The sequence below is a fragment of the Siminovitchia fordii DSM 16014 = CIP 108821 genome (assembly GCF_000374565.1).
GTDB lineage: Bacteria > Bacillota > Bacilli > Bacillales > Bacillaceae_C > Siminovitchia > Siminovitchia fordii.
On record NZ_KB894689.1, the window covers coordinates 175,842 to 193,493 of the forward strand.

The 17,652-nt window shown below is 43.9% G+C and carries 17 protein-coding genes; all 17 read left to right on the forward strand.

Annotation, left to right across the window (positions count from 1 at the left end; all coding sequences use genetic code 11):
- The first annotated feature begins 13 nt into the window (after positions 1 to 13).
- The 17 genes from C509_RS0109600 (at position 14) to C509_RS0109685 (ending at position 17,601) form a co-directional block, all read left to right on the forward strand.
- A complete protein-coding gene (locus C509_RS0109600) occupies positions 14 to 310 on the forward strand; it encodes a malonate decarboxylase subunit delta (RefSeq protein ID WP_018706717.1) in 297 nt (98 codons plus the stop codon).
- Entirely contained in the window at positions 303 to 1,988 is a 1,686-nt protein-coding gene (locus tag C509_RS0109605) for a biotin-independent malonate decarboxylase subunit beta (protein ID WP_018706718.1), read from the forward strand. The genes C509_RS0109600 and C509_RS0109605 overlap by 8 nt, the downstream gene beginning before the upstream one ends.
- Positions 1,979 to 2,581 (forward strand): malonate decarboxylase holo-ACP synthase, encoded by a 603-nt coding sequence (locus C509_RS0109610; protein WP_018706719.1) that lies wholly within the window; start codon positions 1,979 to 1,981, stop codon positions 2,579 to 2,581. The genes C509_RS0109605 and C509_RS0109610 overlap by 10 nt, the downstream gene beginning before the upstream one ends.
- Before the next feature lie 581 nt (positions 2,582 to 3,162).
- Positions 3,163 to 3,552 carry a VOC family protein gene (locus C509_RS0109615; RefSeq protein WP_018706720.1) on the forward strand — a complete coding sequence of 130 codons (390 nt, stop codon included), beginning with the start codon at positions 3,163 to 3,165 and terminating at the stop codon, positions 3,550 to 3,552.
- Between the two features lie 441 nt (positions 3,553 to 3,993).
- The gene (locus C509_RS23720; protein WP_018706721.1) at positions 3,994 to 4,329 is read left to right on the forward strand and encodes a hypothetical protein; all 336 of its coding nucleotides are present in this window, start codon (positions 3,994 to 3,996) and stop codon (positions 4,327 to 4,329) included.
- A gap of 11 nt (positions 4,330 to 4,340) precedes the next feature.
- On the forward strand, positions 4,341 to 6,233 hold the full coding sequence (locus C509_RS0109625; protein WP_018706722.1) for a XylR N-terminal domain-containing protein: 1,893 nt from the start codon (positions 4,341 to 4,343) through the stop codon (positions 6,231 to 6,233).
- Between the two features lie 32 nt (positions 6,234 to 6,265).
- Complete coding sequence (locus C509_RS0109630; protein ID WP_018706723.1) at positions 6,266 to 6,748, forward strand: flavin reductase family protein; 483 nt, start codon at positions 6,266 to 6,268, stop codon at positions 6,746 to 6,748.
- A gap of 46 nt (positions 6,749 to 6,794) precedes the next feature.
- A complete protein-coding gene (locus tag C509_RS0109635) occupies positions 6,795 to 8,072 on the forward strand; it encodes a Rieske 2Fe-2S domain-containing protein (RefSeq protein WP_018706724.1) in 1,278 nt (425 codons plus the stop codon).
- Positions 8,073 to 8,080: 8 nt separating this feature from the next.
- Positions 8,081 to 9,280, forward strand: a complete 1,200-nt coding sequence (locus tag C509_RS0109640; protein ID WP_018706725.1) for a dipeptidase — start codon at positions 8,081 to 8,083, stop codon at positions 9,278 to 9,280.
- A 289-nt stretch (positions 9,281 to 9,569) separates the two neighbouring features.
- On the forward strand, positions 9,570 to 9,932 hold the full coding sequence (locus C509_RS0109645; protein ID WP_018706726.1) for a hypothetical protein: 363 nt from the start codon (positions 9,570 to 9,572) through the stop codon (positions 9,930 to 9,932).
- Positions 9,933 to 9,964: 32 nt separating this feature from the next.
- Complete coding sequence (locus C509_RS0109650; protein WP_018706727.1) at positions 9,965 to 11,014, forward strand: TRAP transporter substrate-binding protein; 1,050 nt, start codon at positions 9,965 to 9,967, stop codon at positions 11,012 to 11,014.
- A gap of 22 nt (positions 11,015 to 11,036) precedes the next feature.
- Complete coding sequence (locus C509_RS23725; RefSeq protein ID WP_018706728.1) at positions 11,037 to 11,609, forward strand: TRAP transporter small permease; 573 nt, start codon at positions 11,037 to 11,039, stop codon at positions 11,607 to 11,609.
- A complete protein-coding gene (locus tag C509_RS0109660; protein ID WP_018706729.1) occupies positions 11,609 to 12,898 on the forward strand; it encodes a TRAP transporter large permease in 1,290 nt (429 codons plus the stop codon). Before C509_RS23725 ends, C509_RS0109660 begins: the two co-directional genes overlap by 1 nt.
- 144 nt (positions 12,899 to 13,042) lie before the next feature.
- On the forward strand, positions 13,043 to 14,434 hold the full coding sequence (locus C509_RS0109670) for an Asp-tRNA(Asn)/Glu-tRNA(Gln) amidotransferase GatCAB subunit A (RefSeq protein WP_018706731.1): 1,392 nt from the start codon (positions 13,043 to 13,045) through the stop codon (positions 14,432 to 14,434).
- A 13-nt stretch (positions 14,435 to 14,447) separates the two neighbouring features.
- The gene (locus C509_RS0109675) at positions 14,448 to 15,491 is read left to right on the forward strand and encodes a TRAP transporter substrate-binding protein (protein WP_018706732.1); all 1,044 of its coding nucleotides are present in this window, start codon (positions 14,448 to 14,450) and stop codon (positions 15,489 to 15,491) included.
- A gap of 18 nt (positions 15,492 to 15,509) precedes the next feature.
- Complete coding sequence (locus tag C509_RS0109680) at positions 15,510 to 16,610, forward strand: NAD/NADP-dependent octopine/nopaline dehydrogenase family protein (RefSeq protein ID WP_018706733.1); 1,101 nt, start codon at positions 15,510 to 15,512, stop codon at positions 16,608 to 16,610.
- Entirely contained in the window at positions 16,597 to 17,601 is a 1,005-nt protein-coding gene (locus C509_RS0109685) for a 3-hydroxybutyryl-CoA dehydrogenase (protein WP_018706734.1), read from the forward strand. Before C509_RS0109680 ends, C509_RS0109685 begins: the two co-directional genes overlap by 14 nt.
- Positions 17,602 to 17,652 lie beyond the last annotated feature (51 nt).

A 17,652-nucleotide genomic window follows, 5' to 3' on the forward strand; every position in this document is an offset into this window, starting at 1 on the left:
GGGGGTGCTTTACTTGGAAAAAATCGTCTATACTTTTCCCGCCACAAAAAAAATAGATCGCTTTTCACATGTTGGTGTGGTTGGGTCCGGGGATTTGGAAGTCATTATGAAACCATCCGATAACCCCGAGGCTGAAGTTACGATCCGGACTGGTATATCAGGATATAAACATACATGGGAAGCTGTGATACAGCGTTTTTTTACCCGGCATGATATTGCGGCAACCGTAAAAATTAATGATTTTGGTGCAACCCCGGGGGTTGTCAAACTCCGTCTCGAACAAGCGCTGGAGGTGAGCGGTCATGATTAAAACAATAAAAGCCAGTTTTGTTGAATGTGACGCTCGTGAAAGAATCCTTGGATTACTGGACGAGGGAACGTTCAGAGAATTACTGGGACCGATGGATGAATTCGAATCCCCTCATCTGGAACCGCAAGGTATTGTCCCGCAAAGCGATGATGGAGTAGTGGTGGCGAAGGGCAGGATATATAACCAACCATCAATTGTCATATCCATCGAAAGCAAATTTCAGGGCGGTGGAATTGGCGAAGTTTCCGGCGCCAAAATTGCCGGAGCATTGGAGCTGGCTCTGGAGGAATGCAAAAGGGGGGCACATATCATCCCTGTCCTTGTATTCGATACAGGCGGAGTCAGATTGCAGGAGGCAAACTATGGTCTGCTTTCCATCGCTGAAATCAGTGCAGCGATTGTAGCACTTAAACATTATGTTCCCGTCATTGGGGTTGTACCGGGGAAAGTGGGAGCCTTTGGCGGCATGTCCATTACAGCAGGTCTTTGCAGCGCGATTATTATGACGCGAGAAGGAAGACTTGGATTGAATGGACCTGAAGTAATCGAGCAGGAAGCAGGGATTCGCGAGTTCGATTCAAGAAACCGACCTCTAATTTGGGGAACAATAGGTGGTGAACAGCGGACGGCTTCCGGGTTTGCGGATATATTGGTTGAAGATGACATCAGAGAGATGAAAGACGCAGTCTCATCTGTCATGACCGGCCAAGCTGTCGACACTGCAAGAACGGATCAAATAGGACAATACGAATCTCTCTTACATTCAATTGATCCAACTAAACCATTATCTCCTGAAATGGTCAGATCCCTCTGGCAACAAAAAAATAATACACCCCCAAATAAAATTGGGTCTCCGGAAAATGGGGGAAAAACGTCTGGAAGAGGGCAAGTATGGTTTGACCTATTGCGAGGAAATGCCCCGGAAATAGGTGATCTTCCATCTGTTCAAGTGGCCGATGGAGTGATTGGAGATAAGAAAGTTCGATTCATTGCGGTCGTCCCCGATTCACAAAACAAATTCCCGCGTGCCAGAAAAGGAGAGTTTGGTCTTCTGGAAGGCTGGTCAGTAGCAAAACATGTTCAAGAAGCCATTAAAGAGGACCAAAATGGTGAAAAAAGAGCCATTATCGCCATCGTAGATGTTCCGAGCCAGGCGTACGGTTACCGGGAGGAATTGCTGGGGATTCATCAGGCCTGTGCTGCAGCTGTATCTGCCTATGCCTCCGCAAGACTCAACGGGCATCCAGTGGTTGCATTCATTCCAGGAAAGGCCATATCCGGCGCCTTTTTATCCCATGGCATGCAGGCGAACCGATTAATTGCATTACGTGACCCAGGAGTAAACGTACATGTGATGTCAAAAGAATCTGCGGCTCGGATTACTCAACGTACTCTGGAAGAGTTGGAGGCTGCTACAAAAGAAGTGCCGGCCATGGCGTATGATATTAATTCATTTGAAAAATTGGGCGCTTTATTCTCGCTGGTGGATCATGTCGAGGCGGATCATCCGGGAGAAGAGGATCGAAATACAATCTATAAAGAAATAGAAAAAGCGATTGAGGATGTAGAAAAGGATCAATCGAAGGATCTAAGCACCAGATTAAAAACTCATTTGGCGGCATCCGGCAGAGCCGCTTCTATCCTGGTCAGGGAAAAGTTGCGTGAACAATGGAGTTAAAGCCCCATGATTTATTGGAAATTAACAATGCAGAGGACTTAATATGTTACGAGGTTTTGCCAGAGTGGGCTGAGTCGTCGATTGATAATGCGCCCTTCGTGGTAGTGCGACGAGCTCGGGCAGGTCCGGGTGTTGCAGCGGTCGGAATACGGGGATCCAATAGAAGCGAGCGATTTGCAGCCTTTTTGCCGATTGAGCGCTTTAAAAGAAGGATCACACCCGAGGAGCTGGCTAAAGAACAGGGTTGGAAGAAGCAGGACAAGGAAATCTTTCATCATTTAGAGAAAGTTGCTCATTTGATGAACCACCACTCTCTTGAATGGGGGATTACGGGAAGTGTGGGATTTGAACTGGCCAGCGGCAAAGAGACAACTAACAAAACGAGCGATATCGATCTTGTTATCCGTTTTAATGATCAACTTACCGTAAAATTCGCACAAGAAATAAAAAATGAGCTGGAAAAAATGAAGGTTCGTGTAGATGTCCAAGTCGAAGCCAAAAATGGGGCTTTTTCGCTTATTGAATATGCCGGCAGCGAAGGCAGGCCTATATTGTTTCGAACGATGGATGGACCTATTTTAAAGGAAATATAATGGATTATTCCTGTATAAGGGCGCTGATAGAAAAACGACTCTTATACGGGATATTTGTGTTTCAAAAGGTAGTCTCGATTTTAGTGCTTTTAGGAGTGATTGAAAAATCAGAGCAATGGTAAATAGAAGTTTTTACTGTTTGCCGATTTTATGTTTGTTGACCGTCACAGAAACCTCCAAGTAGTCTCGTGGTATAGGTAAGTCTCAACGCTAGACAACTGCCCCATTCATAAGCCATCCCTACTATTAGGTTGTGAAACATAAAGAAGTCTAATCGATTCGTACATTGATTAGGTAAAGTCATTTATCTATCATATATGAATAAATTACAAGACTTCTGATAGGGTTGAAAAATCCGGTTTTATGAACTTTATATGTTTGATGGAACGGTAAATGTGCAAGAGAGGTGATTGAGAAGGCCAGAGACATAAGAAGCTGAGATTATTCCGATAGACTACCATGGAGTAAGGCGTTAAAAGTAAGCTTCTATTACAAAAAGGTCAATCAATACAAACAACAAAAAAACAAAGCACCTATGCTTATGCTTTTAAGGAAATTTTACATGAAATGAGGGGTATATCATGATACAAAAAATGGAACACACGGCGATCATGGTTCAGGATATGGAGCGATCCATTCAATTTTACTGTGATGTCCTCGGATTTAACGTACGTCTTAGAGGCCGTAAACCTGGTAGGGAAATGGCTTTCCTCTACCTTGAATCCCAGCCTGATATGGAAATCGAGCTAATTTGTGACGTTGATTCAGCAGTAGGTTACAACGAAGACGGAATTGTAAATCATCTTGCATTTACTGTAAACGATATAGAAGCGGCCATCGGCTATTTAAAGGATAAAAGAGTGGAATTTTGTTCCGATGAGATTAAGCCAACACTTGAAGGTGGACGTATGATTCTTTTTTGGGGGCCGAGTCAGGAGCTTTTACAGCTTGTTGAACGGGTGAATAATTAGGTACTTAATGATTAAAACTCTAGAGAACAGTTTGGGAATACGCTTATATCTTCGGATATTTCGGATAAAAAGGCAAGGTACTATGTTTGCAAAATTAAAATCAAAAAGGATCCTTGCTTGAAATGCTTCAATTTCACTTGCGTAATTCAGCACAATAATACAGAAAATAGTTACTTTTTAGACTGAATCATTCATTGTTTGTGAAAATCTCATGACATAAAATTGGAATAGTTAAGAAAAAACAATTTATGACAATCATTTTAAATTTATTCATTAAAGGGTGAGAGAATGAAAAGTGGTCTTTTATGCCGAGATGCAAAACCAAGAGCAGTGTAGACGCCTGCATGATTGTTCGAGCATATGGACAATAGCAGAAACACACACATGGTTACCTGAAGACATTTCCGAGTAATTCAAATATTGGCGGAGAGGTTATCTTACATGAATATGGATAAGGTAAACATTGTTTCTGAAACTGAATACGACCGATATGATCAGCTGTTAAACTTACCCGATCTGGAATTCACCAGTTTATGCAGAAGAAAGTATTCCATCAATCGCGGAGTGTTTAATGTCATTGACGATTGGTTTTTCAACTATGGGGTGACCAACATAACTGCCAGAAGGAAAACAATTTTACAATTCTTGGCTTATGTTTATGAAAAGAAGAAGCCGGATCAACGTGAGATGTATCTGCAGTTTGGAAAAGGTGGAGTCAAAAGTCACCTTTATTATTACACCGATAAGTGCTTAAATGAGAATCAAACTTATGAATAAGGGTGATATCTTTGGGAATTAAGGCACATGAACTCTCATTAAGCCATTTAATAACGACTGAGGAAAAATCCGGAATGAAACTAAAGGACTTGCAACTGACTTTCACAAGCACAGATGCATGGGGGTTGCTCCGGAAGGATTTAACCAATGCCCTTGGCATTAGCAGGGCGAAGAGGTTTTTGCTCCGATATGGATGGAACTGCGGTGTTCATGAAGCAAGGATTCTAAAGGAAGCAATTGATTGGAAAGATGATATTGAATGGCTGATCGCCGGATCAAAGGTGCACCACCTCACAGGGAGGGTCCTGTCATACCCTAAGAATTTCCAGGTGGATATGGAAAAGGGCCAATTTAATGTCTCCGGATACTGGATTGATTCTTATGAGGCGAACCAGCATTTAACTTATTCAGGCAAGTACCATGAACCTGTCTGCTATTATTTAATCGGTTATGCAAGCGGATACACAAGTGAATGCATGGGTAAAAAGGTAATCTTTAAAGAGATCAATTGCAAAGGAAAAGGAGATGACCATTGCAGCTATATCGGTAAGACAGTAGAGGAATGGGGAGAAGAAATTTCGGAAGAGCTCTTCTTTTATGAAGATACTGATATGGCTAAAGAGTTGGACCAGATGTACAAAAGAATTGAACAGCAGAAAGAACGGCTCAAGATCGGATATACTCTTAGCCAGAATCTTACCCAAGATATGCTGCAGGGGAAGGGGCTGCCGGGATTTGCAGAAACGATAGGGAAAAGCCTCCATTGCCCGGTCTTGATTGAAGGCAAGCATTTTGAAAAGCTGGCTGAACACGGAGAAATCCCGGGGATTCATAAGTATATGAGTGTAACCAATATAGAAGAAAAATTAAAAGATCTGGCCGGCAATTCTTTTGTTGAATGGTCACACAAAGATAAGACCTTTAAATTATTAACCACCCCTATTTTAATAGAAAGTAAGATATTCGGTTATATCACGATCGTTATCGATCGGGAGAGTGATGATTTTTACAAGGACTTGTTAGAAAGGGCAGCGATTATTTCAGCTCTCCATATGCAAAATGAAAGGGTTGCTATTGAAACAGAACAACGCTTAAAAGGCGAACTCCTGGAGCAGCTGCTTAATAATAAAGAAATTAACAGAAAAGAAATATATGACAGGTTTTCATACCTCGACTACAACCTTTCTACCGAACACTACGTCATGTATGTTGTCATCCAGGAAAAAGCCAGCGTAAAAGAGATTGATGATTATGAATATTTAAAAATCAGAAACAGAATCTCTGAATATATCTATCAAGACTTTTTATACGAAGATAATCAGCCATTATTATTGCCCAAATTAAATTGCATACAAGCCATTATCGATAAAAATTCAATTGATAAGAGGTATAAATCCCCAAGACACTTTGGTGAACAGCTGATAAAAAAGTTGGGCTTGCCCAACGTGTATATCGGATTAAGCGACCAGACAAAGGACGTATCCGATTTCTACAAAAAGTTCCAGGAAGTGAAGCGGGCAGTGGAATTGGCCATTTGGAAGAAAACTGATAATAAAGTCGTCCTTGCTAATGAACTTGGACACTTGACCCTCTTCCTGAGTGCAAGAGACCCGGAAGAATTGGAAGCCTTTGCAAGTGAAAACTTAAAAACTTTGATCGAGTACGATGAAAAAAGAAATGCTGAATTGTTACATACCCTTATGCAGTATTCCCAAAATGAGTTCAACCTTCATAAAACAGCGAGAGAAATGTGCATTTCCATCAGTGGAATGCGGTATAGGGTTCAAAAAATTGAAGAGCTGCTGGAAACAGACTTATCTGATTCCAACAGCAGGTTTCAGGTACAGCTCTCCCTGCAAATCTTGCTTTTGCTTGGCAATGTGGATGACTTAACAATTGCCTAGCCAATTACAGAAAAAAAGAGGAGGAATGCAATATGGATTCTAGAGAATTTAGAAACACACTGGGGCATTTTGCCACAGGTGTAACAGTCATTACAACAACAAACGAGGGGGAAAATATCGGTTTGACAGCGAATGCTTTCTCATCCCTCTCGCTGGACCCGCCATTGATCCTCGTTTGCATTGATAAACAAGCCAGGAGCATTGAAGCTTTTAAAAAGGACCGTCCATTTGTTGTCAATATTCTTCAACAGGGTCAGGAAGCAGATTGCTGGGGATTTGCCAAAAGGGGGCAGGATAAATTTGCCGATGCCGATTACACATTATCTGAAGATGGAGTCCCTGTTCTCCATGGGAACCTGGCTACTCTCGAATGCGATGTAGATGAAATATTTGAAGGCGGCGACCATTATATCATTACCGGTAAAGTGAAGAAAGCCAATTATGACAAGGAAAAAAATCCTCTATTATTTTTCAGGGGAGAAATACGGAAAATGAAGGACTTGGCTGTAACCTGATCCATTAAATCATATATCAAATCTATTTATTAGGAGGCAAGACAAGATGCTATCAAAAGAAGATAATCAGCTTTTAACTCAAACAGACCCCGGTACCCCGATGGGGGATATGTTCCGGAGATATTGGATACCTGCTCTCCGATCTGAAGAACTAGCGAAGGACGGAAAACCTCAGCGTGTAAAATTGCTGGGCGAAGAATTGGTGGCTTTTCGGGATACAGAGGGAAAGGTTGGACTCATTGATGAGCGCTGTCCACATCGGGGGACGTCGTTATACTACGGAATCAATGCAGGCTGCGGAATTCGCTGCATGTATCACGGCTGGAAGTTTGACACTGAGGGCAACTGTACGGAGATTCCATCCGAACCGACGGACGGCAAGTTCAGACAATCAATTAAATTAAAAAACTACCCGGTTAAAGAGGTCAGCGGAATCATTTGGACGTATATGGGACCGGAAGAGCACATGCCTCCGTTTCCTGAATTCTATTGGATGGGATTGCCCGAAGAAAGTAAATTAATAGAACGTGTATGGCAAGAGTGTAACTATGCGCAAGCAATGGAAAATGACCTGGATTTTGTGCATGCTGCTTTCTTGCACAGGGCCCACCAGGAACAAAACGTTCAAGAAGGAATTTTAAGCAGTGACCTGGGGATCGACCCTGAGCACCCGCTTGTGAAAAACCCGCCTGTAAAACAGGCAGTTCAAGATGCAAATTACGGAAAACGCTGTATAGCCGTTGGAATCGGAACTGAAGAAAAGAATGCCTTCATGGAAATCCATTACATTTTCCCGTTTTATACGTACCCGCCTCGTTTTGGCGGAGAAGATGGAATGTGGCATGCCTTCATCCCAAGGGATGACCATAGTACATGGACTTGGGATGTCCAGTTTACCCACGAGGGAACAATTGATGTGGAAGCGCAGCATGCAAGACGCGGCTTGGACTTGGATGAGAATTACAGAAAGAAAATCAGCATGGAAAATGAATATCACCAAGACCGGGAGCTGCAGAAGACGGGCAACTTCACAGGTATCCGCGGAATCGCCAATCAGGACCACGCGGCAACTGAAACAATGGGCACAATCGTTGACCGTTCACGCGAGCGCTTGGGAACAAGTGATGTGCCAATCATTCATATGCGCCGCCTGCTGCTGGCTCAAGCAAAAGCGTTCAGGGATGGAAAAGAACCGATGAAGCTTGATAACAAGTCTCTAAAAACCTTATACAGTGATGGCTTGTATGACGATAACAAGAAAACATGGCAGGAAGCTTTTCCAATGAAAGAACCATTTGAGGTTAGAAAGAAGGTAGAACAATAATCGGCTCTGTGAACGCGAAAAAATATAACGGGTACCGCTCTTTTAGTTATTTAGAGCCCGGCAAGGATTTTAGAGAGTATGAGCTTTCTTATGAAATTGACCGGGTTTCCCGTTTTACCCTGGATATGACCGTAGAAGAAGAGAATGTTCTTCAGGAGATTTTAGAAAAGGAGTACATCGTATCGCTGCGAGATCACGGATTTATCACACCAAAAAATTACAAGGATATCATTCCGTATTGCAGCCAGCTCCATACACATTTCCATTATGAAGGGATTGCCCAATCAGGCATTGATGTTATTTTCGAGAATTTTATGGATGGAATTTCCCTTATTACTTCTAAAAATGGCCTGAAATGGGATGATGTGATTTATTTGCTCGGAAGCAGGTATGCAGATATTCAGAAGCAAGAAACAGTGTATATCGCCAGTGACTTCCGAGACATCCGGCAAGCGAAAGAAAATCGGCAAACAGCACTCCTACCGTCCCTGGAGGCAGCAAGCGCATTGGAAAATGAGGTTGACCGTGTCGATATCCTGTACGGATTTGGAATTCGCTGTATGGGAATTACATATAACCAGGCCAATACACTTGGGTCGGGGCTTGGAGAAACCATTGACGGCGGCCTTACTCAATTTGGGCGAAAAGTCATTGAAAGAATGAACCGCTTAGGGATGATGATCGATATTTCACACTGTGGGGACCGGACAAGCATGGATGTGATTGAAGCCAGTACTCAGCCGGTTCTTATCACACATGCAGGAGCACGGGCTCTTTGGAATACTCCACGGATGAAGCCCGATGAGGTATTGAAGGCTTGTGCTGAAAAAGGGGGACTGATTGGTGTCTGCGCGGCGCCAAATACCACCTTGACAAGAAACCATTCAAACCATTCCATTGAATCAGTGATGGAGCACTTTGAATACCTAGTTGAGCTGGTGGGAATTGATCATGTCGGTTTCGGTCCAGACACCTTCTTCGGGGACCATACGGCTATACAACATGCGTTTGATGAATTGCTAGGAATTGCCGACTCACACAGCGGCGAGGAGTTTCAAGAGGCTTCTTACGTAAAGGGACTTGAAAACCCCGCTGAAGCCATGAAAAACATGATCGCATGGATGGTAAAACAAGGATACGACCGTACAGAAATCATCAAAGCAGCCGGCGGTAATGCCATGCGTGTCATGGAAGAAATTTTACAGTAATAATGAAGAGTTAAGATTAAGCAGGTAACTAATCGGATAGCTGTTGTCAGGGTGCCGGCCAGGGAATCACCGTGAATTCCGCCGCTCCGGCAGCAATCGAAGCACCTTCAATGAATCCACTGAAACTAAAAAAATGAAAGAAAGCATTCATGTTAAGCGATTTTGGAACTGAGGGGGAGGCCGAGAAGCTAGTAATCTTTTTACTCGAAAAAAAGATTATATCACTGAAGCTAGTTTTGATATAAACGGCGGAGTATGAATGCGTTAAAAATGAGAGGAGCATGTAAAAATGAGTGAAATTAAGCATGGGGCACCTGAGATCCCCAACCCACTGAGAGTATTTATGACATTTGAGTCCACAGGGTGGTTTGATACATCAAAAGAGCAGAAAGAAAAAGAGATTCTTCCGGCGCTGAATCAAATATTGGAAAGCTGGAGAGGCAACGGATCGGAGCTATTGGGAACCTTTGACAGGGATATTTTTACTGCCGGACATGCAGGTCCCAATAACTGGCATGCTTGCTTCCTGTTCAATATTCTAGATTTGCAAACGGTTACAAATATGACGCATTCCTTTCGAGAGGCAGGACTGGATCGTTATTTCCGACTGGAAGCCTCGATTGGACGCCCGTTTTTCTTAGTGGAAAAATAGTTCGCTGCACATATGAAAGAAGAGGTGGAAAAATGAAGAGATTGTTCGTTCTTATCCCATTGCTATTGGCAGCTGTCATTCTAGGTGCCTGCGGAGCAGACGGTTCCGAGAAATCAGCTTCTAATAAAAGTAAAGATGACGTAATCAAGTTGACCTATGCATTTTTTGCTCCAGCAGGAACATTTCCTGCAGTTCAGATGGAAGAGTGGAAAAAGCGGCTTGAAGAGAAGACAGATGGAAAAGTGGAAGTTGAGCTTTTTCCAGGTGGTACCTTATTGGAAGCGAACAATATGTATGATGGAGTAGCGAATGGGACGGCTGACATCGGGCTAACCTCTACATCCTATGAGCCGGGCAGGTTTCCCCTTCTGGCCATTTCAGATATGCCATCAGGCTATGCAAATGCCAAATCGGCGAGTCATGTAGCAGCTGACCTGGTAGAAAAATACCCGCCGGAAGCACTAAAAGATTTTAAAATCATTACGACTTTTGCGACGGAACCTGCTTATATACAGAGCAAAAAACCAATTTCTTCTATTAAAGAATTAAAGGGAAAACAACTGCGAATCGCTGGTGCACTTACACCGATCATGGAGGAGCTCGGAGCTGCACCAGTCGGGATGTCGCAGGCTGAAGTTCCTGAAGCATTACAAACAGGGGTTGTCGAGGGATACGTTTCATCAAGAGAAATCTTAAAAGATACGAAACTGGCAGAGATGGTCGGCTATGTGACTGATTATCCTTTGGCGCTGAACACCTTTATAGCTGTTATGAACAAAGATAAATGGGATTCTTTACCTGAAGATGTTCAACAGGCAATTGATGAGTTGAATAGAGAGATGACGGAGTTTACCGGTGATTATTTAGACAATCATGTTCAAGAATCCATCACATGGAGCCAGGAAACTCATGACCTTAAAATTGTTGAATTGTCCGAGAGTGAGAAAAAGTCATGGGATGATCAATTGAGTAAAATGCAGGAAGAGTATGTTGAAAAGGTAGAGAAGGATGGGCAGCCTGCAAAGGAATACCTTGAGGATATGAGAACTTTAATTGAAAAATACAATGAGCAATTCAAGTAATGGAGTATAGGAGGTTCGAACAATGGCAACTGAACAGTCTATCCAATTAGACACTGAAAACCCGAAAATTACGGCGCATATAGATTCGACTGATGCTCCACAAGGTGCAGGTAAACCGAATATCTTTTTTAGAATAACAGATTCTTTAAATCAGGGACTGGCTTTTATAGCCGGTCTATCTCTCATTTGTATGATGCTGTTGGTCGTCTTTAATTCTATCAAGCGATTATTCTCTGATCCCATTGCCGGGACTGTTGAACTGGTCAGCTGGCTTGGGGCCATGACTGCCGTCTTTTCCCTCGGATATGCTCAGCTGCACAAAGGCCATGTGTTCATTGACTTGCTCATTGTGAAATTTCCTTCAGGATTGCAAAAGCTGACACACTCCATGGTAAATGTAATCAGCATCTTGTTCTTTGCCATGGCTGGCTGGCAAATTACCTTGTATGGCATGGGTTTGAAACAGAGCGGTGTTGTTTCAGAAACGATGCAGGTTGCTTTTTATCCCTTGGTCATTTTATGTTCCATCGGTTTTTTTAGCTTGGTTCTGGCATTAATCAAAGAAACCATTGAAGTGTGGAGGGAGGCAAGATAATGGATCTGATTCTATTGGCGGTATTAGGAATCTGCGTTCTTTTCGTGTTGATGTTCCTGCGGATGCCGTTAAGCTTTTCTATGTTCATTGTGGGTTTTGTAGGTTTGCTATTGGCAGCATCTCCGAAAGCTGCCTACAACGTGTTAAGCGCAGACTTATGGAACCAGTTTTCCAGTTACTCTTTAAGTGTAATTCCGCTTTACATATTAATGGGGGAAGTGGTCTTTCGAACAGGCATTGCCGAAAGACTTTTTGAATCAGCATACAAGTGGGTTGGACATTATCGCGGAGGAATGGCAAGCACGACCATTTTGGCGAGTGCCGGTTTTGCCTCAATCTGTGGTTCCAACTCTGCCACGGCAGCAACGATGGGGACGATGTCCCTTCCTGAACTAGATAAATACGGGTATAACAAAGCCCTCAGCACTGGAAGCATTGCAACAGGAGGTACTCTTGGGATTATTATTCCTCCAAGTACTGTCTTAATCGTTTTGGCGCTTCAAATGGAGCAATCGATTAAAGATCTTTTTATCGCAAGCATTGTCCCAGGCATTTTTCTCACCATTCTCCTGATATTAACCGTTGTCTTTCTATGCAAAAGAAATCCGGATCTCGGACCGGCAGGAGAGAGATTCAGCATGGGAGAGAAAGTGAAGTCCCTTAAAGATGTCATCCCGATTGCCCTGTTGTTCATCTTTGTCATCGGCGGTTTGTACAAAGGATTTTTCACACCGACTGAATCAGGGGCATTCGGAGCCTTTGGAGCAATTGTTCTGTCGTTGGCCATGGGAAAGCTGAACCGGAAGAATTTCCAGATTGCTATTGCAGGAGCACTCCGCTCATCCGCGATGGTCATGATGTTAGTTGTTGGAGCCATGGTGTTTGGTAGATTTTTAACGATTACGAGGCTGCCCTATGAAGTATCTGAGTGGGTGACCAACCTTCCTGTCCCGCCGATTTTCGTGTTGATCTCGATTTTGATCATTTATATCATTGGCGGATCGATCATGGATGCACTTGGATTTTTAATGATTTCTATCCCGGTGTTTTATCCAACCGTTTTGGCACTGGGATATGATCCAGTCTGGTTTGCTGTCGTCCTATGTGTTGTGACCAGTATGGGAGCCATCACTCCGCCTGTTGGAGTGAATGTATTCGTTGTACAGGGGCTTACTCCCAAAACACCTGTAACGACCATTTTTAAAGGGGCAGCCTATTTCTTGGTCACATATGTAATTTTCATTGGCTTGCTGCTGCTGTTTCCAAAAATCGTTCTATTTTTAGTCTAAAGGAATTGGAAAAAAATAAGGATGGGGTGTGCATGGTGTCGTTGGAAGAATACACAAGTAAGTTATTGGATGTAAACAAAGAAGACCTATTATTATCAGATCCGGCTTTTTCTTTTTCACTAGAGGGCGCTGAGGAGAATGAAAATGAGTGAGCTTTTATTTGACACCATTGATAACATCAGCAGGCGAATTGCGGAGAAAGATGTGTCGCCGGTGGAATTGGCGAAACTGACCATTGAGCGTATCCGGCAGGTGGAACCTGCTCTCAACGCTTTTATTACAGTATCGGAAGAACAAGCTCTTGAACAAGCAAAAGTGTTAGAGAAGGAAGCACAGCAAGGAAACATTCGGAGTCCTTTGCACGGAGTACCAATTGCTGTCAAAGATATGGTGCAGACGAAAGATATTCTTACCACTGGGGGTTCGAAGATTTTTGAGAACTGGGTGCCTGATGAGGATGCCGCTGTGGTTCGAAACTTGAAAGAGGCAGGGGCCATTATTATAGGCAAAGCGAACTTGCATGAATTTGCCATGGGAGCCACTACGGAAAATCCCCATTATGGGAGTACCAGAAATCCTTGGAATGGGAAATACATTCCGGGCGGTTCCAGTGGAGGATCGGCGGTTGCAACTGCGGCGGGAATGGCATTCGGTGCAGTAGGGACTGACACGGCGGGGTCCATACGTCTTCCTGCAGCTATGTGCGGAACAGCAGGAATCAAACCTACCTATGACTTGGTCAGCCGCGAGGGCAGTATTCCTTTCAGCTGGTCACTTGACCATGTAGGACCAATGACCAGGACCATCAAAGACTCAGCCATCATGCTTGAGGCAATGGTTGGATCTAATGGGCAGACATCTGCTTTTAATGAACGGGATGATCTAAAAGGTATCAAGCTGGGTTTCTATGAGTCTTATATGTATTCAGGTATTGATTCGGATGTGAAAAGTGTCATCGAAAAAGCTTTTCAACAATTGGAATCATTGGGAGCCGAAATCATTCCCATTGATCTACCTTTTATCGATAGTGCTCTTGAAGGATTGAAAACGATCGCTCAATCCGAGGTCGTCGCCTATCATGAACCCCTGTTAAAAAAACACGGAGATCTATATGGAGATGATCTAAAGTATCGTTTTCAGTATGGACGGGATATATCGGCAACTTCTTATATTCATGCACAAAGGGTTAGAAAAAAGTTCATTCAATCCACACTCACGCAAATGAAGGGGATAGACGCTCTCATTGGACCGACAAATGTACAGCCTCCGTTTGAAATTGGAACGATGGTTCCCGAGCAAGCCATAAGCAATATGTTTGTACTTGGAAAAACTCCGTTAGCAAATATTTTGGGTTTTCCGGCGTTGTCTATTGCGTGTGGATTTACGAAAGATCACTTCCCTGTAGGACTTCAAATGATAGGAAAACCTTTTTCTGATCATCACATAATGGAAATCGCCGATTGTTACGAGCGGTCGGAATCGTGGACGGCAGCTTTAAAAGAGAATAAGAGTTACCTAGAGTTAAATCACTCATAAAGGGGAGAACGTGATGAGGTTCATAAAGAAAAAGAAATTCCTTATTCTTTTCATATGTTTCATGGTATTTCTGATGGCTGCCTGCGGCAACAAAGAAACATCGGGAGATAAATCCGGAGGCAAGGACAGCATTACCCTGTCTTATGCTTTTTTTGCACCTGACAATACATTTCCTGCAGTTCAAATGAAAAAATGGGCGGAAGAATTGGAGTCAAGAACTAATGGTCAAGTCAAAGTAGAAATGTTTTTCGGCGGAACACTCCTTGAAGCCAGCAACATGTTTGACGGGGTTGCCAACGGCACCGCTGATATAGGTCTTACCGCGACAACTTATGAACCCAAGCGTTTTCCATTATTAGAAATATCAGACTTGCCTTCCGGTTATCCCAACTCGGAAGTCGCGAGTCAAGTGGTACATGATTTGATCAAGGAGTATCCACCTGAAGCCTTGAAAGATTTTAAAATCATAACAGCCTTTGCCACAGAGCCGTCCTACATCCAAAGCAAAGAGGCCATATCCAGTTTGAAAGATTTATCGGGAAAACAGCTGCGAATATCCGGCGGGTTGACTCCGGTCATGGAAAAGCTGGGAGCGGCACCGGTCGGAATGTCACAGAATGAAGCCCCTGAAGCGTTACAGACCGGTGTCATTGAAGGGAATATTTCTTCGAGAGAGGTATTGAAAGACTTGAAACTTGCTGAATCTGTCAAACATGTCACTGACTATCCGCTGACGATTACTTCATTTGTGGCAGTAATGAACAAGGATAAGTGGGATGCCTTGCCAGAGGATGTGCAGAAGGTCATTGAGGAACTAAGCAGTGAAATGAGTGAATTCACCGGAAAGTATCTGGACGAGCACGTCCAAGAGGCGATGCAATGGAGTGAAGAAGAGGAAGGACTAAGCGTAGTCTCACTGTCTGATGAAGAGAAGTGGAATGAGCTATTGGAGACCACGCAGAAGGAAGCGGTTGAAAAGGCAGAGGCAAAAGGCTTGCCGGCAAAAGAGTACCAGAAAAGGCTGTACGAACTGATTGAGAAATACAAAGGAAAATAAAAATAGGGGGGAATCCACATGGAAATTGCAGTGCTTGGAGGCGGAAACGGCTGTTATGCGGCAGCGGTTGATCTCACAGAACAGGGACACAGGGTGAGGTTATGGAGAAGAAATCAGGAATTGTTCAAGGGTGTATTGGACAAGCAGGCCATTACTGTGAAAGATCGAAAAGGAACGCGGGAAGTTCAGCTTCATTTGGCGACCAGCGACTTAGAGGCTGCAGTACAGAATGCGGAATTGATAGTTATCCCATTACCCGCCACCACTCAGGTTTCGTTGGCAAAAATACTGACTCCCGTACTTGAGGATGGCCAGGTGATATTTCTTCCGCCAGGTACCTTTGGAAGCTATCTGATGTCAAAAGCGTTAGCAGAAGAAGGATGCCAAGCACATGTCGCTTTTGCAGAAACTGGAACCTTGCCTTATTTGGCCAGGAAATATGATGAAGAAACAGTTTCGATCTCAGGGCGTGCAACGAGGCTCCCGACAGGTGTCTTTCCTTCCAATCAGTCAGATAGGGCTTTTCACATTTTAAAACAGGCATATCCATCGGTTGAGCCTATACAGGATGCATTGGATGGGGCGCTGATGAATGCCGGTCCGATCATTCATCCGCCTCTTATCATTATGAATGCAGGGCCCATCGAGCATTTCGACAGATGGGATATCCATGATGAAGGGACGCAGCCATCAGTCAGGAACGTCCATAAAGCCCTAGATGCAGAGAGAATTAAAATCCGCGAGGCGCTGGGATATACAGCTCCGCACTTTCCTTTGGATGACCACTACAACTTGGATGGAGACGAATGGATGTATGGGAATGGGGCCCATGAAGAGTTGGTCGACGGGGAAGATTGGTATGAACCGCTCGATTTGAAGACGCACCGGTATATGAGGGAAGACATTGCCTGCGGTTTAGCGTTTCTTGTCTCCCTCGGTGAATGGCTGAATATACCGGTTCCGACAGCAGCTGGATTGCTTTCTATTGCAAGCAGCATAGTTGGAGAAGATTTAAGAAAAACAGGGCGGACAATGGAAAACATCGGCTTGTCGTCTAAAACAACGGAAGAGCTGAAAATGTTGCTGCAGAAAGGTTTAGTTCAATATGAAGTCAATTAATGGCTGCATCCTGATTGCCGGCGCAGGGAGAATGGGCAGGGGAATCGCGTTGACATTCGCCTATCAAGGGTATGAAGTTAATTTGGTTGACTTTAAGCAAAGGACCAATGGGGAGTTTGCGCAATATGTAATTGATGCAAAGCAGGAAATCAAAGGCCAGTTGTCTATTCTGTCTCGCAGTGGTGTCCTGTCCGAGGAGTCCGTCGAGCTGGTTCTGGACCGGATACATATCCGTCCGAAGGATGAGAAATGTGGATGGGAGCGCGCAGATATAGTATTTGAGGCGTTACCGGAAATAGCGGAGGCAAAAAGAGAGGCTTTTGAATTTATCTGTCTTAAAGTTCCTCAAGAGGTGCCGATTGCATCCACATCTTCCGCTTATTCTGCTAACGAACTGGCAGAAATGGTCACACAAAAAGAGAGGTTCTTAAATACTCACTGGCTGAACCCTGCCTATCTTATTCCGTTGGTGGAAGTAAGCCCGGGCACCGAGACGAGTGGAGAGGTTCTGGGTGAGGTCTTCCAACTCCTTGAGCGAATTGGGAAAGTGCCGGTCAAGTGTGCGCCATCTCCAGGATATATTGTCCCCAGGGTTCAGGCGCTTGCCATGAACGAAGCTGCCAGACTGGTTGAAGATGGAGTGGCTTCTCCAGAAGACATTGACAAAGCTGTCCGAGTCGGGTTTGGCCTGCGATTTGCCGTTCTGGGCCTTCTGGAGTTCATTGACTGGGGAGGGGCAGACACACTTTACCATGCAAGTAACCATCTGCAATTGTCATTGGGAACAGACAGGTTCACTCCTCCTCAGATCATTCAAGAAAAAATAGAGCAGGGGGACATCGGAATGAAGACCGGAAGAGGGTTTTATTCCTTCGATGAAAAAAGGATGGATCAGTATCAACTGGAAACCATTCAAAAGTTCATTGATTTATTGGATCATTTGGGACTAATACCGAAGCCGGCTGTTGAGCCATTAGTGACTAAGGAGTAACATATGCGTTCAGCTCTACCCGAGAGCTGAACCTTTTTAATAAGACTCCTT